Raw genomic sequence first — 21,308 nt, 5'->3', positions numbered from 1 at the left:
TCCGGTGCCCCATCGCCCTGGGAACCATGCATCCGGGCGCGATCACGCCAAGCCCCGTGCCCAATCCGGAAGGTGTCGTCATGCGTCAACTGCTCGCAGGGAGTGTCGCGGTGTCCACGTTGTTGTGGGGGGCCGGTGCCCTGGCGGAGGAGGGGTGTGGCGCGACCGCCGCCGGATGGAACGCGCCCAATGGAGCGGTGGTGTTCAACCGGGGCCCCGGTCCCATCCGCTCCGTGCTGGATGCGATTGGCGAATACCGCACCCACTCGATGCTCTCCCATGGGCCCGGCGCGGGCGTGACACACGCCACCATGGCCACCCCCAAGCAGACGGACTGGCCGGGCGTGTGCACCAAGCCGATGAATGGCCAGCAACTGCAGTACGGCTACCCGGGCCTGGAGCAGATCAACCAGGGCGGCATCTACAACTACATGTACACGAATGACGGCACCGAGTGGGCCGGCTGGCAGCAGGGAGATCCCACCCAGGCCGCCATCATCGGCGACGCCATCTGGTACAACCACCCCTACGTCAGTGACGTGTCCCACGTGGATCCCGACCAGGCCATCGACCGGCCCCTGCGCCATGGGCAGCGCGTCAGCTACTCCCTCTTCCAATACCGGGACATGCAGGCCTCCAACCAGGTGCCGGGTGACTCGGTGAACAACGGCATGGTGTGTTCCACCTTCCTCGCCTACGCGCACAACTACGCGGGCCGCGGACAGGTGACGCCCCACACGTACTCGCACGAGGCGATCGCCAACGCCTCCAACTCGCTCTACACGGGCGTCTACAACCAGTGCAAACAGTCGCTCGGCTGGTTCATCAACGCGGCGCTCACCGTCGCCTGCCCCTTCTACAACGTGTGTGGCAACGCCGGAAACCAGGCCGCCAACTGCATGTCCACCAACCTGTGCGACAACACGGATGGCCGCTACTGGAAGAGCGTGCGCGATGATCCCAACGCCACCGCCACCTCCATCAGCCCGGATCGCATCGGCGGCTGGGGCGTGCACCCCATGAGGAACACCATCTGGGGCGTGGACTACACGCACGAGCTCCAATGGAACTCGGGCGGCAACGTCTACGGGTGCTGGCAGTAGCTCCCCCCGCCGCGGACAGGACGCTCCCCCCGAGATGACCTCGACCTCCGAGAACCATTCCCGGCGCCCCGGACGCCCGACGTGGGTGCTGCTCGTGCTGCTCGCCCTCGGAGTCGCCGTGGGCTGGTGGTTGTCGCGCGCGGAGCCGGACGCGCCGCCCGCCGTGACCCAGGCGAGCACCCGCGCCTCGCCGTCCCCCACCAACCCGGCCGCTCCGGCCACCGCCACGGCCCCGGCGGCGCCCCTGGCCGCGGCCCCGACGCCCCAGGCGCCCACGCCCGCGCCCCCCATCGTCGACGAGGTGCGCGTGGAGAAGGAGGAGGTGTGCTCGGGCGAGGAGAACCTCGTCTCCGTTCGCGCCCACACCCCGGACGGCAACGACGCCTACCTGCACTACACCGTGGGCGACGGCACCGGTCAGCGCATCCCCGTGCGCGTGTGGCGCGATGACTCCGGCGCCTACGAGCTGCCCCGCGTCACCGTCTTCACCAAGGACAACGTGTCCGTCACCGTGCCCGTCCCCGCCTACCGGGTGAAGGACTGCGAGCCCGAGCGGCTCGTGCACGTCATGTCCCGGCGCCTGCCCAACTCCGAGGCCGACTACGAGTTCTTCGCCCGCGTGGTGGACAAGCCCACCGCCCCCGGACAGCCCGCCCCCAAGCCCTTCGTCCCCACGCGCTACGTGTGGACCTTCGACGACTCCGCCACCGAGACCACCTCGGGGCCCCTCGTCTCGCATGCCCTCGCCCCGGGCCCGGGCCTCGGCGGCCAGTACACGCAGCACCTCGTGCGCGTGGAGGTCTTCGATGCCTCGGGCCGCAAGGAGACGGGCCGCTCCTCGCTCCAGGTGCTCAACACCTCCTTCGAGAACTTCGACAAGAAGGGCATCGTCACCCTGTTCGCCGCCGGCACGCCGCGCTTCCCCGTGCTCGACGCGGACGGCGTGGTGCGGCAGACCTTCCGCCTCTCCCACCACTTCCGCGGAACCGTGCGCCTCACCCGCGTCACCGCCATCCGCGCCTTCATCGGCGACAAGAATGCTCCGCCGCCCCCGGAGCAGGTGGAGCCCGCGACCCTCTCCGTGTCGGAGATCCCCGAGGGCCCGGGCACCGAGGTGAAGCTCACCTTCGACACCCAGGCCGAGCCCGGCGTCTTCTCCCTCACCTACGCCCTGGAGGGCGTGAGCGCCGACGGCCACCCCGCCCGCGGCACCTTCTCCCTCATGCGGCCTCCGCCCCGCCCCACCCGCGACAACAGCGCACCGATCACCAACCCCGTGCTGCTCGCCAAGGTCAAACGCGCGCGCGAGCTGCTCCACCAGGAGTTCGTCACCGACGAGGATCTCCTCCGCCTGGAGCGCGAGGGGCGCTTCGCGGACCTCCAGGCGAGCGCTCCCCCACCCGCCAAGGCCCAGCCCCCCGCACGTAACCCCGGGCGCTAGCGCCCTCCCGGTGGCGCGGCGCGGGGGAACGCGCCATGCTCCGCGCCCTGGAGGTCGTTCATGTCCCTCTTCGATGCCGTGGTGGCGGGAGACGTGTCGCGCGTGGAGGCCCTGCTCGCCGGGGGCGCCGATCCCAACCCCTTCGACTCCGAGGGCCGCACCCCCCTCATGCTCGCCGCCGAGCGGGGCGAGGAGCAGCTCGCTCGGGTGCTGCTCGCCGGGGGCGCGGATCCCACCCTCACGGACCGCCTGGGCGAGTCCGCCCTCACCAAGGCCGCCGCCCACGGCCACCGCCTGCTCGCCGCGCTCTTCTATCCCCATGCCTCACCGGACGAGCAGGACATGGCGCGCGCGCTGCTCCAGGTGGGCTCCGACTTCTTCTCGATGCCGAGGCAAGCGCCACCTCCGCCCAGCGGGCTGATGCGCAAGCTCGCCTCGGCGACCGCCTATGTCTCCCAGAAGCTGGGCGACGACGTCCCCACGCAGCGGCTCGAGCGGCTCGAGCGCGCGCAGAAGAACAACAAGAAGTCCTGAGCGACCGACGCCTGGACGACGGGCTCGGACAACCTCAGAACTTGTTGGCGCGTGCCTGCTCGAAGGGCACGCGGTGATCCAGGTACGTCTCCTGGAGGCTGTGGTTCTTCACGAGGTTGAGGCCCCCGTCACCGAAGCGGTGCACCACCGCGCCCTTGCCCGCGTCCTTGAGGAAGCTCAGCGGATCGAAGCTCCCCCCGAGCCCGGTGAGCGTGGGCACGGCGTCGCGGTTGTTGACGTAGTGCACGTACTGGGGCCCGTCCGGATACTTCGTCGAAGCCGCCCCGAAGGTCTCCACGTTCACGCGGCCCATCGTCTTCTCGACGTCGGCCTTGCTCATCCCATCTTCGATGCGCAGCCGGTTCTGCACGTCGAACAAGGCCCGCGCGGTGATGAGGCCCCCCTGGCTGTAGCCCATGAGGTGCACCTGCCGGCCCGCCTTGAGCTCCGAGTAGACGGTGTCCGCCAGCGTGTCCACGGCCGGGTTCTTGCCCTTGTCCAGCTTGTCCTTCACGCACTGCGCCAGGTCCGAGATGAAGCCCTCGGTGGAGTTGTGGATGCCGATCGCCTTCGCGCCCGACTTGTCGGCGATGGCCTGCAAGTCACTGGACTGGTTGGCCAACGGCGTGAGGATGCCGTTGACGTAGATGACGGTCTTGTCCGGGTTGGGGTTGTTGCGCGGCGTGACGCCCGGAACCTGGCTCAGCGGCGTGCCGGGCGGGAAGACCTGGCCCCCGGCGCCCACGAGCATGCCGTCCAGGTCCTTCTCCTTGGGCTTGCCCGTCCCCGACAGGGACAGGGGCTGCGCCGCCGGCGCGAGGAAGGCGTCCGACTTCGCGGCCAGCCCCTTGGCGGTACCGGCCACCGGGGGCTTCACCGTGTTCGACGGCGTGGGCGTCACCGGTGAAGGCGTCTTCTCGAGCCCCTGGCGGGCACCCGTTCCAATCGGAGAGGAGAGGTTGCGGTTGCGATCGATGCTCGACACGGGGGGCTCCTGCGGAATCCGCTGAGAAATGCGTCTCTTGATTCTCTCTGAAAACGAGAAGGAGTTGTGTGGGGCCCCGCACTTTTCACCGCCCGGACCCGGCCTGGCGGGCGAGCGCTTCCCGGAGTCCTCCCTCGGAGCCCCCGGGAGGGTCAGGGGACGGACAATCCGGACAGACAAGACCACTCGGGCGGGCGACGGCCTCTCCCCAAAACCAGGGGAAATCCCATTTTGGGATCCTCCCAGCCTTGGCGGCTGAAGGTGGAAGACACACCTTCAACGAGACGAATCACCCCGACTCCGGGGCAAGTACGCGGGCGGAAGGAGAGCGGCCATGAACGAAAGCCTCAGCGGTCCGTGGCAGACCCGGGACGCGCTCTCGACCAGACGGCACGACAACACCCTCGCCACCGCGCATTCATCCCTCGCGCACTACGTCCACCGGCTTCGGCAGGCCCACGCCCGGGGAGGCATCCGGGCCATCGAGCAGGTGATGCGCGAGGGCCGCCTGCCGCGCGCCCTGGTGGAGCCCTATGCCCTGCTGCAACCGGGCCGCTACACGCGCACGCTCGTGTACCGGGACGAGGACATGGAGGTGCTCGTGCTCGGGTGGGGCCGCGGTTCGCGTGCGCCCGTGCATGGGCATGACGGCCAGGACTGCTGCCTGATGACGGTGGCCGGCGAGCTGGAGGTAGAGGACTACCGGCTCGTGGCGGGAGGCAAGGCGCCGGGCTACGCCCTCGTCGAGCGCGTGGGTCCACGCCGGACCCTGCTGCCCGGGGCCCTGGACTCCCGTGACGCCCTCCAGGATCTGCACGCGGTGCGCCCGGGCGCGCGCAGCGGCCAGGCCATCTCGCTGCACGTCTACTGCCGTCCCATCGATGCGTGCCTCGTCTATGACCCCCTCCACTCCCACTGTGAACTGCGCCAGTTGCGCTACGACCGCGCCATGAGCCTCGCCGACCCGGCCTCCTCGCGTACGTCTCCCTCCCAGGCGGTCCAGCCCACCCCAGGACCCCTCTCCCGCCTGTGGCGCACCCTGTTCCGGGGCATGCGCCAGGTGAAGGAGACCGTGAAGGAAACCCTGGTCCCCGCCCGCGTGGGCGAGGACTCGGCGAAGATCGCCGTCAAGGGCATGCAGCACCGCTATGGCAACAAGGTGGTGGCGCTCCAGGACGTCAATCTCAACATCCGCTCGGGCGAGTTCGTCTGCCTCCTGGGCCCCTCGGGCTGCGGCAAGTCCACCCTGCTGTACGCGCTGGCGGGCCACATCCGCCCCACCGGCGGCCACGTGCGCCTGGATGGCAAGGAAATCCAGGGCCCCGGACCGGACCGCCTGCTGATGTTCCAGGAGGCGGCGCTCTTCCCGTGGCTCACGGTGCGGCAGAACCTGGAGTTCGTGCTCGCCGCCCGGGGCCTGTCCAAGGCCGAGCGCTCCGAGCGCGCCCAGCGCTTCATCCGCTATGTCCAGCTCGAGGGCTTCGAGAACACCCTGCCCCATGAGCTGTCGGGCGGAATGAGGATGCGCACGGCGCTCGCCCGGGCGCTGGCGGTCAACTCGCAGGTGATGCTGATGGACGAGCCCTTCGGCTCGTTGGACGCGCAGACGCGCCAGCACATGCACGAGCTGCTGCAGCGCGTGTGGATGGAGACGCACAAGACGATCGTCTTCGTCACGCACGACGTCACCGAGGCACTGATGCTGGCCAACCGGGTGGTGGTGATGGCGCCCCGGCCGGGACGCATCCTCCAGGACCTGGAGGTGCGGCTGCCCATGCCCCGGGGCCCGGACGATCCCGCCCTGGTGGAGCTGGCGCGGCGCATCCGCGTGATGCTCAAGGCGAGCGAGTCCATGAATGGCCCGGGCGCTCCGGGAGAACGGGGAGTGCACCATGAAGGCGTGGCACCTGGGACAAAAGCTGATGGTCCTCGTGGGGTTGTTGGGAGCGTGGGCGCTGCTGGCCCACGTCGGACCCTGGCCGCACCACCTCTTCCCGGGCCCGAGGGCGGTCGCTGACAGCCTCTGGGCGATGGCGCGAGATGGACGGCTGTGGGACGCGCTCGTGCGCTCCATGGGCCGGCTCGCGAAGGGCTATGGCATCTCCGTGCTCATCGGGGTTCCCCTGGGGCTCGCCATGGGACGCATCGCGCTCGTGCGGCGCACCCTGCGGCCGCTGGTGGTGGGCCTGCAGGCCCTGCCCTCCATCTGCTGGCTGCCGCTGGCGCTCCTGTGGTTCGGCCTGACGGAGACCTCCATCATCTTCGTGGTGGTGATGGGCTCGGTGCTGGCCATCTCCATCGCGGTGGAGGACGGGGTGATGAGCGTGGACCCGCTGCTCCTGCGCGTGGCCTCCACGTACGGCATCCGCGGCGCGCGCTTCTACGGCGGCGTGCTGCTGCCCGCGGCCCTGCCGGGCATCGTCACCGGACTCAAGCTGGGCTGGAGCTTCGCCTGGAGGGCGCTCATGGCCGGAGAGCTGCTGTACGTCTCCGGGGGCCTCGGCCAATTGCTCACCATGGGACGCGAGCTGATGGAAACGGCCCAGGTGATGGCGGTGATGGTGTGCATCATCCTCGTGGGCACCCTCATCGACCGGGTCCTCTTCCAGACCGTGGAGACGCGCGTGCGGCGCCGCTGGGGTCTGGTCTCGGAGTGAGCGCTCGCGGTGGTTCTCCGTGGAGGGGCCTTCAAGCCCGCTCCACGCTCGGAGGCATATGCGCGGTGGACTTCTGGCGGTGGGTCTCTCGGTGCTGTGTGTGGCGGCGGCCGGTTGCAAGAAGGAGCAGCCGGCACGGGCGGCGGCGAAGCAGGACGCGGAGCATCCGCTCCGGGTGGGCTTCTTCCCCAACATCACCCATGCCCAGGCCCTGGTGGGCAATGACTCGGGGGCCTTCCAGCGGGCCGTGCCGGGCCTGGAGATGAAGATGTTCAACGCGGGCCCCGCCGCCATGGAGGCGCTCACCGCCGGCTCGCTCGACGCCTCGTACGTGGGCACGGGGCCCGCCATCAACACCTTCCTCAAGGGCGGACGGGAGCTGCGCCTCATCGCCGTGGCGGTGGACTCCGGCGCGGTGCTGGTGACGAAGACGGCGCGCACCCCCGCGGAACTCAAGGGCAAGACGCTCGCCAGCCCCCAGCTCGGCAACACCCAGGACATCGCGCTCAGGCACTGGTTGGGCCAGCAAGGAATGAAGGTCAACAGCGACGTCACCGTCACCCCCCTGTCCAATCCGGACATCCTCAGCCTGTTCATCCACGGCAAGCTCGAGGGCGCGTGGGTGCCCGAGCCGTGGGGCGCGCGCATGGTCGCCGAGGGCGGGGGCCACATCCTCCTGGACGAGCGCCAGGTGTGGCCCCAGCGGCGCTTCCATACCACCGTGCTCGTGACGACACGCCAGGCGCTCGAGCAGCAGCGCGAGCCCCTCAAGAAGCTGCTGCGCATCCACGTGGAGCTCACCCGGCAGTGGCAACGAGAGCCCGAGTCCTTCATCCCCCGTGTCAACGCGGCCTTCGGCAAGGTGACCAGCAAGCCGCTGGCCGAGAACATCCTGCGCGACGCCTTCTCCCGGCTCGAACCCGCGATGGACGTCATGCCGGATCAGCTCCACCAGGCCGCCGAGCACGCCCGGCAACTGCAATTCATCTCCAGCTCGGACCTCTCGGGCATGGTGGACACCTCGCTGCTGGAGGAGGTGCTGCGCGAGAGCCCGACGCCCTGAGCCACCGGGTGAGGGGACATGAGACAGCCCGTCCGCATGGCTGGTCGACTCGTGAACATTTCACCTATGCTCGTCAGGGAGAGCCCGCCCATCCACCCGGAATGGCCCGGAAGGAGGAGGGGGTCCCCCTTGCCCGCGTCCCGTTCCATCGAAATCGACGAGTCGCTCTGGCCCCTGCTCACCATCCGGTACAGGGGCATCACGACGACTCCGCAATACGCGCAGCTGCTCGCCGCGAGGAGCCGGTACCTCGATCGCCACGAGCGGCACCTGATCCTCCATGACATGAGCCAGTCGAGCAACATGAACTCGACAGAGCAGCGCCGCCTCCAGGTGGAGTGGATGAAGCAGGAGGACGCGCGGTTGCGCCAGTGGGTGGTGGGCATCGCCTTCGTCACCGACTCCGTGCCGCTGCGGCTGCTGTTGAGCGTCATCCAACACGTGCGCCCCCTCGCCATGCCCCATGCCATCTTCCCCCGGGTGTCCGATGCACTGCCCTGGATCTCGGCCCAGATGCGGCAGTCCGGACTCGACACCGGGAGCCTCTCGCTCCTCGCCCACTTCGGCCTGGAGCACGACAGGAGCCTGGGCTGAGAAGAGGTGCGCCCCCTTGAGAGGCGCGGTAGGAGGGGCCCATGAACGACAAACCTCGAGTCCTGCTCGTGGGAGCCGGAGCCGTGGGCCAGGTGTTCGGCAAGTACCTGCGGGCGGCGGGCTGTGAGCTGTCCTTCCTCGTGAAGGAGAAATACGCGGAGGAGGCCCGACGGGGCTACACGCTGTACGAGCTGGGCTCCCGCCAGCGCGCACCCGAGCCCACCCTCCTGTCTGGCTTCGACATCCTCGTGTCGGCGCCGGAGGCCGCGCGACGGCGCTTCGATCAGGTGTGGCTGTGCGTCTCCTCCACGGCCCTGCGCGCGGGAGACTGGGTGGAGCAGCTCGCCCGACACACCGGGGAGGCCACCTGGGTGATGCTCCAGCCCGCGCTCGATGACCGCGACTTCCTCCTGCGGTTCATCCCCCCCGAGCGGCTCGTCTCCGGGATGATTCCCTTCCTGAGCTTCCACGCCCCCCTGCGGCCGGAAGACACCTTCCCACCTTCCGGCACGGCCTTCTGGTTCCCGCCCCTGGCGCGGGGACTGTTCAGCGGCCCACCGGAGCGCCTCGAGGCCGTGCTGCGCACGCTCCGGGCCGGGGGCTATCCGGCGCGCGCCACCGGGGATGCCACCCGCGCGGCGGCCCTTCCCACCGCGGTGCTGACCGTGACGGTGGCCGGGCTGGAGGCGGCGGGGTGGCGCTTCGAGCGCTTCCTCCAGCCAGACTCACTGGAGCGGGTGCATCGCGCCGCACGGGAAGCCGTGCGCATCGTCGCCCGGCACACGGGGGCGAAGGCCTCTTTCGTACTGCCGCTGCTCCGGCCCACCCTGTTCAAGGCGCTCCTGCCGGTGGCCTCCCGGGTCGTGCCCATCGACCTGGAGACCTACCTGCGCGTCCACTTCACCAAGGTGGGCGACCAGGGCCGGGCCATCCTGCGCACCTACATCACGCTGGGCAAGAGCGCGGGGCAGCCGGTGCGCTACCTCCAGGAGTTCCAGGGCTGAAGCGGCCGCTCAGTGCACGGCGGGGTCGGGCCCCAGGGCGGGCGCGTCCCGCCGGGTGTAGAGCCGGTAGAAGGCCGGCAGCGCGTGGGCCGAGCCCTGATCCAGCCGCTTGAACACCTTGCCGATGGGATTGCAGTACCTGTGGCCACCGAGCTGGATGACGAGCGGGAAGCCGGTGATTCCTTCCATTGGCGAGCCCACGGTGGCGCACCACGCACCACCCGCCCGGCGCACGAAGACCTCCCCCATGTAACAGCCGAACGCGAAGACGACCTCGGCCATCCGCTCCGACGTCAGGCCCCCCTGACGCAGGTACTCGAGCAGGCCGTCCAGCCGCATCACGCTGTCGACGGAGTAGTCCAGGTCGATGTCGTTGAGGAGCAGGGCGGCGGAGACACACAGGGCCGCGTGCCGGGGCGCCGCTTCGGGCGTGGGGGGGTACTTGAGCCGCAGTTGCATGGACGGACGTTCCTCGCGCTGGGAAGCGGTGGGAACGATGACATGGAGGGTTCGCCGTCGCGACCACCCCCAGGTATGAGACGCACCGCGCACACGGGGAGAGCGCCGCCGCCCGTCCCTCCTCGGGAGGGGGGCCCCTCGTGGAATTCCACCGGACGCCCGTCCACCCGCCCGCTGGGAATAGCGCCCGCGCGGGGAGACTTTTCCAGGGAGCCCCCTGCCTCGGCCCTGGACGTCCCGGAGCCGTTGGGCGAGTGTTCGCTCCTCAGGAGACCGATTCCAGCATGGCCGAGACTGAGTCCAACAAGCCCGTTCACTTCATCCGGCAGATCATCGCGGAAGACAACCAGTCGGGAAAGTTCGACGGACGCGTCCACACCCGCTTCCCGCCCGAGCCCAACGGCTACCTGCACATCGGGCATGCCAAGAGCATCCACCTCAACCACGGCATGGCGGTGGAGCACGGCGGACTGTTCAACATGCGCTTCGACGACACCAACCCGTCGAAGGAGGAGCAGGAGTACGTCGACTCCATCCTCAAGGACGTGAAGTGGGTGGGAGCGGACTGGGGCGACCGGCTCTACTTCGCCTCGGACTACTTCGAGCAGATGTACGCCTACGCCGAGCAGCTCATCCAGAAGGGCAAGGCGTACGTGTGCGACCTGAACGCGGAGCAGATGCGCGAGCACCGCGGCACGCTCACCGAGCCCGGCCGCAACAGCCCCTTCCGCGACCGGAGCGTGGAGGAAAACCTGGATCTCTTCCGCCGCATGCGCGCGGGTGAGTTCCCCGACGGCTCGCGCACCCTGCGCGCGAAGATCGACATGGCGTCGCCCAACTTCAACCTGCGCGACCCCGTGCTCTACCGCATCATCCACGCCCACCATCACCGGCAGGGCGACAAGTGGTGCATCTACCCGATGTACGACTGGGCGCACGGCATCGAGGACTCCCTCGAGCGCATCACCCACTCGCTGTGCACGCTCGAGTTCGAGAACCACCGGCCGCTCTACGACTGGTTCCTCGACGAGCTGGGCGTCTACCACCCGCAGCAGATCGAGTTCTCCCGGCTCAACCTCACCTACACGGTGATGAGCAAGCGCAAGCTCCTGGAGCTGGTGCAGGGCGGCTCGGTGCGCGGCTGGGATGATCCGCGCATGCCCACCCTCTCCGGCCTGCGCCGGCGCGGCTGTACCTCCGAGGCCCTGCGCGCCTTCTGCGAGGACGTGGGCGTCACCAAGTTCGATGCCCTCATCGACGTGGGCCGGCTCGAGAACGCGATGCGCGACGACCTCAACCGCCGCGCCCCACGCCGCATGGCCGTGCTGCGCCCGCTCAAGCTCATCATCGAGAACCTCCCCGAGGGCCAGGTGGAGATGCTCGACGCGGTGAACAACCCCGAGGACCCGTCCGCGGGCTCCCGGCAGGTGCCCTTCTCGCGCGAGCTGTACATCGAGCAGGAAGACTTCATGGAGAACCCGCCCAAGAAGTTCTTCCGGCTCGCGCCCGGCCAGGAGGTGCGGCTGCGCTTCGCCTTCTTCGTCAAGTGCACGAGCGTGGAGAAGGACGCGGCGGGCAACATCACCGCGGTGCGCTGCACCTATGATCCCGCCACGCGCGGCGGCGACGCCCCGGACGGGCGCAAGGTGAAGGCCACCATCCACTGGGTGTCCGCGCAGCACGCGGTGAACGCCGAGGTGCGCCTGTTCGACCGGCTCTTCAACGTGGCCGAGCCGGACCGTGCTCCGAAGGATCCCAAGGCCGCCGCGAGCTTCAACTACAAGCAGAACCTCAACCCGAACTCGCTGGAGATCCTCACCACGGCGAAGCTGGAGCCCGTGCTGGGCTCGGCGAGCGAGGGGGAGCGCTTCCAGTTCGAGCGCCTGGGCTACTTCTGCGTGGACTCCGACTCCAAGCCCGGAGCGCCCGTGTTCAACCGCACGGTGACGCTCAAGGACACCTGGGCCAAGGAGCAGGCCAAGGGCGGCTGAACCCAGACGTCACGGAAGTCCTGAAACCCAGTCACCCAGGTGGCTGGGTTTTTTCTTTGCTCTCACGTGGGCTCGCAATCCCATGGGCAGCGCTCGTGAACGGCGCATCTCTCCTGGAGAGTGTCTGACTTCATGTGATTCCACAGCGGCGAGCAGGCGAGGCTCCGAGGGTAAACAACCCAGGCAAGACACCTGTTCACATGCGAATGCGTACAATCTAGGGTGTTGGTGCGACGGCGTCATGGGGACCGCTTGTCGCCAGCGAGTGTGTTCATCCATGTTGGAGATTCCGGGGTACAAGGTACTTGGCACCCTCCGAGCCACGGGCTCGAACGTCCTGTTCCAGGCGGTGCGCGAGGCCGATGGCCTGCCCGTCCTCATCAAGACGCCCATGGCGCCATCACCCGGCGCCAGGGAGAGCGAGCGGTACCGGCGGGAGTTCGCCATCCTGCAGCGTCTGCGGGACGTGCGCGGCGTGGCCAGGGCCTATGCCTGCGAGCGGCTCCATGAGCGGCCCCTGCTCGTGCTGGAGCAGGTGCAGGGCCAGACCCTGTCCGAGTGCACGGGCCAGCCCCTGGAACGCTCCCGGTTCATGAGCCTGGCCCTCTCGCTGACCTCCACCCTGGGGGAACTCCACTGCCGCAACATCATCCACAAGGACATCAAACCCTCCAACATCATCGAGATGCCCTCGGGTGAAGCCCGAATCATCGACTTCGGTGTGGCCACGCTGCACAAGGTGGAGCACCTGGACGCCGCCCCGACCCACCTGGTCGAAGGGACGCTGGCGTACATGTCGCCCGAGCAGACGGGGCGGATGAACCGGGTGGTGGACTACCGCACGGACTTCTACTCGCTGGGCGTCACCTTCTACGAGCTGCTCACGGGGCAGCGCCCCTTCCAGGGCAAGGACGCGCTCGAGTGGTTCCACGCCCACATGGCGCACGCGCCCAGACCTCCGCACGAGCTGAACCCGCGGGTGCCCCCCGCCTTGTCCGCCATCGTCCTCAAGCTCCTGGCGAAGGTGGCCGAGGAGCGCTACCAGAGCGCCGAGGGACTCCTGGCGGACCTGGAACACTGCCACGAGGCGCTGAGCCAGGGCGAGCAAGAGGTCTTCACGCTGGGCACGCGGGACACCCCCACCCACTTCCAACTGCCGCAACGGCTCTACGGACGCGAGGCGCAGGTGGCCACCCTGCTCGAGGGTTTCGAGCGGGTGGCGCGAACAGGCCAGCCGGAGTTGCTCCTCGTCAGCGGCTACTCGGGCATTGGCAAGTCCTCGGTGGTGAACGAGCTGCACAAGCCCGTGGTCGAGCGCCGCGGCTTCTTCCTGAGTGGCAAGTTCGACCAGTTCCAGCGGGACATTCCCTATGCCACCCCGGCCCAGACGCTCCGAGGCCTGGTGCAGCAGTTGCTGGCGGGCAGTGAGGAGGAGATCGGCAGGTGGAGGGATCAGGTGAACCGGGCCTGGGAAGAAGAAGGCCAGGCCCTCGTGAATCTGGTGCCCCAGTTGGAAGTGCTGGTGGGCCCCCAGCCCGCGCTCCAGGAGGTGCCCCCTGGCGAAGCACAGCGGCGCTTCCATCGGGTCGCCCGTCAATTCCTCTCGGTGTTCGCCACCCCGGAGCACCCCATGGTGGTGTTCCTGGATGACCTGCAGTGGGCGGACCTGGCCAGTCTGCAATGGCTCGCTCGAATGCTGTCCCAGCCCGAACTCCTCCCGGTGCTATGGATTGGCGCCTACCGGGACAACGAGGTGAGCCCCGCGCACTCGTTGATGCAGGTGTTGGAGGAGGCACGCAAGCAGGGGGCGAGAATGACGGACCTCCACCTGGGACCGCTGAGCACGGAGCAGGTGGAGCACCTGGTGGCCGACACGCTGCCTGGAGCGAAACGGGAGGTGGTCGCCCCCCTGTCGGCACTGCTGCACGACAAGACGGGGGGCAACCCCTTCTTCCTGCTGCAACTGCTGGTGGCCCTCCACCAGGATGGCCTGCTGGCGCGGAAACCCGGAGGAGGCTGGCGATGGGACTCCGAAGGGGCGCGGGCCCGGGGCTATTCGGAGAACATCGTCGACTTCATGGTGGGCAAGCTGCGCCAGTTCCCCTCGGACACGCAGCATCTGCTTCGGCTGGCGGCGTGTGTGGGCAATGTCTTCTCCCTCCAGATGTTGAGCACCCTCGCCGGGCTGTCCGCGGAAGGAGAGGTCGAGCAGGGAATCGAGCCCGCGCTCCAGGAAGGCATGCTGGTGCGCGCCGGCCCGGAGAAATACCGCTTCCAACATGACCGCATCCAGCAGGCGGCCCATTGCCTCCTCTCCGAGGCCGAGAGCAAGGCCGTCCACCTGCGCATCGGCCGCCTGCTGCTCGAGAGCCTCTCCCCGGAGAAGCTGCGCGAGTCGCTCTTCGACGTGGTGAGCCAGCTCAACACCGGGTTGGAGCTCATCGAGGACCCTGCGGAGCGCCGTCAGCTCGCGCGGCTGAACATCGAGGCGGGTGACAAGGCCAGGGCCGCGATGGCGCTCCGCCCCGCCATCACCTACTTCTCGACGGCCTTCGCGCTCATTCCGGGAGACCCCTGGGAGACGGACCCCGCGCTGGCCTTCGAACTGCGACTCACCCAGGCGCGCTGCGAATTCATGGACGGCAACATCGCCGAGGCGCGCCGTCAGATCGATGCGCTCCCCGCCCGGGCTCGCACCCGCGCGGACTCCGTGGCCGTCTACCTCCTGAGGGTGAGCATCCACTTCGCCATGAGCGAAAGCCAACAGGGGCTGACCTGCATCCGGGAGTGCCTGGCCTTGCTGGGCATCCCGCTTTCGCGGAACCCCACCTGGGAGGAGGCGGTGGCCGCCCATGACGAGGTGTGGACCTTGCTGGGGGAGCGCACCATCGAAAGCCTCATCGAGCTGCCACTCATGACCGACCCGGACGTGAAGCTGGCCGTCAGCACCCTCCTGGAGTTCTACCCGACCGCGCACGCCACCAACCAGCACCTGTTCATCATCATCGTGAGCCGGATTGTGTCCCTCTCCATCCGCCACGGTTTCGTGGATGCCGCCACGCCCGGATACAGCTGGTTTGGCTTCATCGCCTGCTCATACTTCAAGCGGTACCGGGAAGGTCTTGCCTTCTCCAGGCTCGCCCTCGGATTCGTCGAGCGGTACAGCCTGTCCGCCCACCGGGGAAGGGTTCTCTACAGCATGCAGTTCTGCAGCTGTTGGAACCAGCCCCTGTCCCAAGCGCAGGAGCTCGTCACCAAGGCACTCCACCACGCGCTTCAGGTGGGAGACATCCTGGCCGCCGCCTACAGCAACTGGTACATCGTCTACAACCGTCTCTGCATGGGACATCACCTGGATGAGGTCTACCGGGAGACGCTCGTGCGCGGCGAGTTCTTGAGCAAGACGGGGATCAAGGAGCCTCAGGACTATATCCTGCTGCAGCAGCGCTACGTGCAGCACCTGCGCGGGTCCACCCACTCGTTCGGCACGCTGAACGGGGACGGCTTCGATGAGCAGGCCTTCGAGGCTCAGCTCCCCAAACGCCATGCGGCCCTGAAGGGCAACTATTGGATCGCCAAACTCCAATCGCGATTCATGTGCGGTGCCTACGGAGAGGCGCGGGAGGCGGCGGACAAGGTGGTCGAGGCCCAGTGGGTCATGCGGGGCACGCTCCCCCACTGCACCTTCCACTTCTACCGCGCCCTGACCCTGGCGGCGTGCTTCGAGGAGGCCACGCCCGAGGAGCAGCGGCGGTGGCTCGAGGCCATCCAGGGACACCAGCGGCAGCTCGCGGAGTGGGCGGAGCATTGCCCCGAGAACTTCCACGCGCTCGAGCGACTGGTCTCCGCGGAGCTGGCCCGCCTCGAGGGACGATCCGAGGAGGCCACACGCGCCTATGAGCAAGCCATCCGCTCGGCTCGGGAGAACGGTGCCACCCACTGCGTCGGACTCGCCAGCGAGCTCGCCGCGAACTTCTGGCACACCCGGGAGGCGCCCATCGTCGCCCATGCCTTCGCGCGCGAGGCCCGGGCGGCGTACCAGCAGTGGGGCGCCCTGGGCAAGGTGCAGCACCTGGAGTCCCTCTGGCCCCACCTCCCCTCTTCCGCGGCCCCCCGGGACGAGCAGACCACCAGCAGCACGGACTCCACCCGCATCGACGCGCTCACCGTCGTCAAGGCCCAGCAGGCCGTCTCCAGTGAAATCGAGCTGGAGCGTCTGGTCACCACGCTGCTGCGCGCGGCCATGGAGAACGCGGGCGCCCAGCGAGGCGCCCTGCTGCTACCAGACGGGGACTCGCTCTCGGTGGCCGCCATCTCCGAGACGTCATCGGAGGAAGCGTCCTCCGAGCTTCCGTGGACGCTCCTCGCCTATGTCCGGCGCACCCGGGAGCACGTGCTCATCGGCGATGCCACCAGGCCGCATCCCTTCTCGTCCGATGAGTACCTGGCGCACGGCAGGACGCGGTCGGTGTTGTGCCTGCCCCTGTTGAGGCAGGAGCGGTTCTCCGGAGCGCTGTACCTGGAGAACAACCTGGCGGCCAATGCCTTCAATCCAATGCGGATGGTGTTGCTGGGACACCTGGCTTCCCAGGCGGCCATCTCCATCGAGAACGCCCGGCTCTATGAGGACGTCCAACGCGCCAGGACGGAGCTACACCGGGCGAATGAAGAGCTGGAGCAGCGGGTGGAGGCGCGCACCTACGAGCTCAAGCAGGCCCAGGCCCGGTTGGTGGATACGGCGCGCGAGGTGGGCATGGCGGAGGTGGCCTCCAACGTGCTGCACAACGTGGGCAACGTGCTCACCAGCGCCGTCGTCAACCTCGAGATGATGCGCAAGGCCGTGGGCTCGCTGCGCGTGGGCCGCGTGAAGCAGGCGGGGACGCTCCTCGAGCAACAGCGCGACAACCTGGTGGACTTCCTGACGAACAACCCCCGCGGCAGCCACCTGCCGGGCTACCTCACCGCGCTGGGCGAGGAGTTGATGAAGGAGCAGACGCGCCTGATGGAGGACCTGGAGGCGATGAACCGGCACATCGAGCACATCCGCGCCATCATCCAGGTGCAACAGACGTATGCGAAGCGGTCGCTGCTGACGGAGGAGTGCGAGCTACCCCAGCTCGTCGACGACGCGCTGCGCATCCAGATGGCGGCCTTGCAGCGCCATGGCGTCACCGTGCACCGGGAGCTATCGAGGGTGCCACGGGTGAGGGCGGACAAGCACAAGGTGCTGCAAATCCTCATCAACCTCATCAGCAACGCCAAACAGGCGCTGGATCCGAAGCCCGAGGGCCAGCGCAACCTGTGGGTGAGGATGAAGGCGGAGGGGCCGGTGGTCCGCATCCAGGTGGTGGATGATGGCGTGGGCATTGCCCCCGAGGTGAAGGGCAAGCTGTTCTCCCACGGCTTCACCACGCGCAAGAACGGCCATGGCTTCGGACTGCACTCCAGCGCGCTGGCGGCACAGCTCCTCCATGGCCGCCTGACCATCGAGAGCGAGGGACCGGGAAAGGGCGCCGTCACCACCCTGGAGCTCCCTCTCTCCTAGCCCGAAATCTGATCCCATGAAGCTCCCGGGCGCTCGCTGCCCGGGAGCGGACGAGGGGTCTCGTTACTTCCGTTTGATCCGGAACGAAGAGGTGAGATCGTTGAAGTTGTACTGCACCAGGTTCGGGACATCACAAGCACACCCCAGACCACTTCCGGCGAAATTGATGTCGTTGAACAACGTGAACTCGAAGCCGGGGCTCACCTTGACAGAGGAGATGCGGTCGTTCCATTGCTCCCCTACCCAGGAGCTGTCGCTGGTCGCACAGAAGCTCTCTCCCTTGTAGTCGATGTCAGCATAGAAGCAGACTCCAGTGGTCGTGCCACCACCGTAGATGGCGCGAATGGCTCCGAGGTCGCCAGCGGTAAAGGTGTTGACGCGGTCGTTGCCGACCCACTCGGGAGGAAAACCATTCTTGGGAACGTAATCCCAACGGCCATTCACGAAGTAATTGCGGTAGTGCATCATCGACTCGAAGTCGTACGATCCGATGGGTGTGCCCGCCGACCCCCAGTCAATGGCGTTCTGGCTGCCGCCCGCGTTGACAATGACCCATGAATCGCGGTCTTGACGCACTTGCTCGTGCGCCAGCCCGACAGCGTGGCCGAGCTCGTGCCTGGCGGGATTCACACCGCAGCCGTTGCCCAGCGACAAGTCCTGCCGTCCCCCGATCTTGCCGACGTAGCTCCAACATCCGTCGCCGGTGATGATCCGAACGTAATCGGCCTGGTTGGTTCGGGGCACCCAGCGGATGGAGGTCTTCGCGTCGTAGTCGGCCTTGGCGCCCTCGAAGGCCGTACGCGTTGCCGCGGACGCGGCGGGATCGATCTCGTACGGAATCACACCCCCCGGCCACTTTTGACCGGTGGCGTTGACGATGCCAGAGCCCATGGCCCTGACTCGCGCGTCGCCATCCAACTGCAACAGCACCTGCTTGTCCGCGCTGAGCACCTGCGTGCCAGAGACTTGACCGATCACCTGGTCGCCGACAAAGACATGGTCGCTCTTGAGCACCGCCGTGACGGGGTCTTTCAGGCCGGCCAGCCGCACCTGGAAAGACTGGCCTTTGGGGTACTGTGAGTTGTACACGGCGTCGTTTTCCAGCTCGCGCTCGTGCTCCGTTGCCGCCTGCTCTCCACACGCGGTGCTCAACAAACCCAAGGCAAGAAAAGCCGCGTGACGCATTCCACGGTTGAACATTTCGCCTCCTTCAAGTCGTGCGATACGGCGCGCCGCCTCGATTGCAGGCCACGCACCTTCTCGAACCATTTGCCACTACAGAGGCAACAATTGGCGCAACCGGGTCAAACGACCAATAACGGTTTATGCCGCCAAGACCGTTATAGTCGTTTTATTGGAAAATTCTACTTTAAGCCCCCATCCTCAGCGAATAGATTCCAGAACTGCTCCAGCAGCGCCGGTGGGACGCCCTTGGAGTGCAGGAAGTCGCGGGTGACGGCGGGGTCCACGAACCAGGGGAAGAGAGCCCTCGGATCGTACAAGCCGTCGATCAACGCCGCGGCCACCGCGGGCACTTGGTGCGCCGAGACGAGCACCGCCTGCTGGTGGGGTGCCGGAGGCATGAGCAGGCCAGCCGTCACGCCCATGGAGTACTGGCCATAGGCGAGCCAGAAGTCCTCGAAGGTCCGCTGCATCCACTCCGCGGTGAAGGGCCGCTCGGCGTGCTCGCGGATGCGGGTCCGGTAGAAGTCCGCCATGTGGGTCGCGTTGTTGCCGCCTTGAGCGGCCAGTGGATCATGCAGCATGAGGGCGTCGCCCAGGCCAAGCACCACCCTGCCCGAGGCCAGCCGGCCCACCGGTTCGCGAACGGTGGGCGTGAGGGAGCCGCGAAGCCAGCATTGCTCGGAGGACAGCTCCGCCTCCCGCAGATCCTCGAGCTGCCCGGGGAGCAGTTTGAAGAGGGTCTGCTTGCACTCTTCCAGCAGCTCGCGGCCCGACAGCGCCCGCGAGAGATAGTCGAGCGGCCCTCCCGGGATACCCTCGATGAGGAGGATGCGCGCCTTGAGGTTCTCCCGGCTGTAGAACGGGGTGATGACCACCTCGCCCAGGCCCGGGAGGATCCGGATGGTCCCGCTGCGCACCTCGGGCCGGAAGTTCTTCACGAGGAAGCAGGTGATGTGGCGCTGGGGCTTGTCGAAAGGGCTCCGCCTCGCATCTCGCGGGAACAGGGAGGAGAGCGCACCCTTGCCAGTAGCGACCAGCACGAGGTCGAAGCCAGCCACGTGTGCATCGAGCTGCTCCGGATTCGCCAGGGAAACGACGCGAACGGATGCGCCGCGGCGCTCCAGCTCCCGCATCCACCGTGAGTTCTTCAGCCGTTGATCCACACTGCGATGGGGCCGTGGGACGGGAGGAGCGATGTGCAGTCCGACCGAGCCATCGGGGTTGATCAGCTCGAGGATGGCGCCTTCTCCCCGCGTCATCACGTCTTCCCAGAAGGTGAGCCCCAGCGCGGCTTCCTTCTTCACCGCGTCCTCGAAGAGCCCCATACCCGAGGGGAGCCGGCCGTGGAGGATCTCGTCGGGAGTCTGATCCGAGAACAGGGTGACTTCGTGTCCATCCTCGAGCAGGCCAAAGCCGAGGAAGAGCCCGGCCTGACCCGCGCCAACGATCGCGATGTTCGCCATGCGCGAGAGCATACCCGCCTGTCCTCGAAGGAGCGGGCGATCTGCTTGCAATGCTTCGGGTTGGGCCACGCCTCATGCCAGCCATACAAAGTCCCCCCGTTGCAATGCAGATAGAAAGTGCGAAGAGCGGAATCCAACCTCCAACCCACCCTCCGCTCGAACTCCTCGATCTCTTCAGGAGTAGCGGGAGGATTCGGGAAGTGGTGGCGCGAGATCTCTTCGAGAAGGGACTGAAGAGACATGGGCTTCAATCCGCGCGGGTCAGGGCCGTGCTCGAACTGACAGGATACCTGGTAAGGCGATGGAGCGCCGCTCGCCTGTACGGACGCCCTACGGACAGACAGCCCTCCTCCACTCGGTACCACCCCGCCCGGAACACCTGCTCCTGTCAGCACGTGGACAGTTGCCAGACCTCGGCGCTGCGTTACTGCTGATGGCGTAGGAGGTACCCATGGGCTACTGCCCGAGCTGCCGTCGTTTGTCCCAGCCGAGAATGGCCGTCGGTCCGCAGGGGATTGTCCTCATGCACCGCACGGCCGTTGCCTGAAGTGAGAAAGATTGGCTCGACGGGGAGACTGGACAACACCGCGAGCTGGTTAGATTAGGTGCAAGAGAGAGTTCTTCCGCGAGGGCGGCCGGGAAGACCTTCTCGGACTCCCTCCTCCATCAACAATCAACCGTATTCAATCCAGGAGGTACTTGGATATGTCGCTCATTCGCAGGAACAACAGTGACCGGGGTCTCGTCCAGAACCGTGGTGTGGATCCCTTCGAGGTGATGAGGGACTTGCTGCAGTGGGATCCCTTCCGTGAGCTGCCCCGTGGCGTGGCCGGTGGAGCCGTGACGGGCTTCCTCCCCTCCTTCGAAGTGAAGGAGACGAAGGACTCGTATGTCTTCAAGGCGGACCTCCCCGGGGTCAAGCAGGAGGACCTCAACATCTCCCTCACCGGCAACCGGCTGACCCTCTCCGGCCAGCGCAACGAGGAGAAGAGGGACGAGGGTGAAACGCATTACGTCCATGAGCGCGGCTTCGGCTCCTTCTCACGCTCCTTCTCCCTGCCGGAGGGCATCGATGCGGAACACGTCCAGGCCGAACTCAAGGACGGCGTGCTGAACGTGGTGGTGCCCAAGAAGCCAGAGGTGCAGCCCAAGCGCATCCTCGTCAAGGGCACGCACGAGGGTGACACGAAGGCAAGTGCCTGATTCGCCTCTCCTGAAGCCAAGGGCACCTGGGTTCAAGTGTCACGGCAGGATTCCAATATCACCATCCTTCCGTGACATACC

Annotated in this window: 15 protein-coding genes and 1 pseudogene; 11 read left to right on the top strand and 5 right to left on the bottom strand. The window is 67.4% G+C overall.

Annotation, left to right across the window (positions count from 1 at the left end):
* Positions 1–80 precede the first annotated feature (80 nt).
* Genes CYFUS_RS03620 through CYFUS_RS03610 form a run of 3 tightly spaced genes read left to right on the top strand, consistent with a single transcriptional unit; the run spans position 81 to position 3,078 of the window.
* Complete coding sequence (locus tag CYFUS_RS03620) at positions 81–1,103, top strand: hypothetical protein (RefSeq protein ID WP_095991774.1); 1,023 nt, start codon at positions 81–83, stop codon at positions 1,101–1,103.
* Positions 1,104–1,137: 34 nt separating this feature from the next.
* Positions 1,138–2,544 (top strand): hypothetical protein, encoded by a 1,407-nt coding sequence (locus CYFUS_RS53785; protein WP_269770207.1) that lies wholly within the window; start codon positions 1,138–1,140, stop codon positions 2,542–2,544.
* A 60-nt stretch (positions 2,545–2,604) separates the two neighbouring features.
* Positions 2,605–3,078 carry an ankyrin repeat domain-containing protein gene (locus CYFUS_RS03610; protein WP_095983959.1) on the top strand — a complete coding sequence of 158 codons (474 nt, stop codon included), beginning with the start codon at positions 2,605–2,607 and terminating at the stop codon, positions 3,076–3,078.
* 34 nt (positions 3,079–3,112) lie between these two features.
* Here the strand turns inward: CYFUS_RS03610 and CYFUS_RS03605 are convergent, their stop codons facing one another.
* Complete coding sequence (locus CYFUS_RS03605; RefSeq protein ID WP_095983958.1) at positions 3,113–4,063, bottom strand: hypothetical protein; 951 nt, start codon at positions 4,061–4,063, stop codon at positions 3,113–3,115.
* Between the two features lie 334 nt (positions 4,064–4,397).
* Here CYFUS_RS03605 and CYFUS_RS52305 point away from each other — a divergent pair, with 334 nt between their 5' ends.
* The 5 genes from CYFUS_RS52305 (at position 4,398) to CYFUS_RS03580 (ending at position 9,381) form a co-directional block, all read left to right on the top strand.
* The gene (locus CYFUS_RS52305) at positions 4,398–6,080 is read left to right on the top strand and encodes an ATP-binding cassette domain-containing protein (protein WP_095983957.1); all 1,683 of its coding nucleotides are present in this window, start codon (positions 4,398–4,400) and stop codon (positions 6,078–6,080) included.
* Positions 5,986–6,720: an ABC transporter permease gene (locus tag CYFUS_RS03595; RefSeq protein WP_269770261.1), complete on the top strand. Its 735-nt coding sequence runs from the start codon at positions 5,986–5,988 to the stop codon at positions 6,718–6,720. The genes CYFUS_RS52305 and CYFUS_RS03595 overlap by 95 nt, the downstream gene beginning before the upstream one ends.
* A 58-nt stretch (positions 6,721–6,778) precedes the next feature.
* Positions 6,779–7,783: an ABC transporter substrate-binding protein gene (locus CYFUS_RS03590; protein ID WP_095983955.1), complete on the top strand. Its 1,005-nt coding sequence runs from the start codon at positions 6,779–6,781 to the stop codon at positions 7,781–7,783.
* A 129-nt stretch (positions 7,784–7,912) separates the two neighbouring features.
* The gene (locus tag CYFUS_RS03585; protein WP_095983954.1) at positions 7,913–8,377 is read left to right on the top strand and encodes a hypothetical protein; all 465 of its coding nucleotides are present in this window, start codon (positions 7,913–7,915) and stop codon (positions 8,375–8,377) included.
* A 41-nt stretch (positions 8,378–8,418) separates the two neighbouring features.
* Positions 8,419–9,381, top strand: coding sequence for a ketopantoate reductase family protein (locus CYFUS_RS03580; RefSeq protein ID WP_095983953.1), 963 nt, complete (start codon positions 8,419–8,421; stop codon positions 9,379–9,381).
* Between the two features lie 9 nt (positions 9,382–9,390).
* On the opposite strand, the gene CYFUS_RS03575 is transcribed toward CYFUS_RS03580, so the two are convergent.
* Positions 9,391–9,840, bottom strand: coding sequence for a hypothetical protein (locus CYFUS_RS03575; protein WP_095983952.1), 450 nt, complete (start codon positions 9,838–9,840; stop codon positions 9,391–9,393).
* Positions 9,841–10,124: 284 nt separating this feature from the next.
* On the opposite strand from CYFUS_RS03575, the gene CYFUS_RS03570 reads away from it, so the two are divergent.
* Together CYFUS_RS03570 and CYFUS_RS03565 are read left to right on the top strand one after the other, a co-directional pair.
* Positions 10,125–11,831, top strand: a complete 1,707-nt coding sequence (locus CYFUS_RS03570) for a glutamine--tRNA ligase/YqeY domain fusion protein (protein ID WP_095983951.1) — start codon at positions 10,125–10,127, stop codon at positions 11,829–11,831.
* Positions 11,832–12,108: 277 nt separating this feature from the next.
* Positions 12,109–17,376 (top strand): trifunctional serine/threonine-protein kinase/ATP-binding protein/sensor histidine kinase, encoded by a 5,268-nt coding sequence (locus CYFUS_RS03565; protein WP_095983950.1) that lies wholly within the window; start codon positions 12,109–12,111, stop codon positions 17,374–17,376.
* Between the two features lie 63 nt (positions 17,377–17,439).
* Here CYFUS_RS03565 and CYFUS_RS03560 read toward each other — a convergent pair whose 3' ends face one another.
* The 3 genes and pseudogenes from CYFUS_RS03560 to CYFUS_RS52290 all read right to left on the bottom strand — a co-directional run.
* The gene (locus tag CYFUS_RS03560; RefSeq protein WP_095983949.1) at positions 17,440–18,576 is read right to left on the bottom strand and encodes a M12 family metallopeptidase; all 1,137 of its coding nucleotides are present in this window, start codon (positions 18,574–18,576) and stop codon (positions 17,440–17,442) included.
* Between the two features lie 164 nt (positions 18,577–18,740).
* Positions 18,741–20,036: a styrene monooxygenase/indole monooxygenase family protein gene (locus tag CYFUS_RS52295; protein WP_232537341.1), complete on the bottom strand. Its 1,296-nt coding sequence runs from the start codon at positions 20,034–20,036 to the stop codon at positions 18,741–18,743.
* A gap of 80 nt (positions 20,037–20,116) precedes the next feature.
* Positions 20,117–20,266, bottom strand: a pseudogene (locus CYFUS_RS52290) (SMI1/KNR4 family protein); the annotation flags it as partial.
* 463 nt (positions 20,267–20,729) lie between these two features.
* Here CYFUS_RS52290 and CYFUS_RS03545 point away from each other — a divergent pair.
* Complete coding sequence (locus tag CYFUS_RS03545; RefSeq protein WP_095983947.1) at positions 20,730–21,227, top strand: Hsp20/alpha crystallin family protein; 498 nt, start codon at positions 20,730–20,732, stop codon at positions 21,225–21,227.
* Positions 21,228–21,308: the final 81 nt, after the last annotated feature.

The sequence above is a fragment of the Cystobacter fuscus genome (genome assembly GCF_002305875.1).
Classification (GTDB): Bacteria; Myxococcota; Myxococcia; order Myxococcales; family Myxococcaceae; genus Cystobacter; species Cystobacter fuscus_A.
This window is presented reverse-complemented; position numbering and strand designations above follow the sequence as displayed.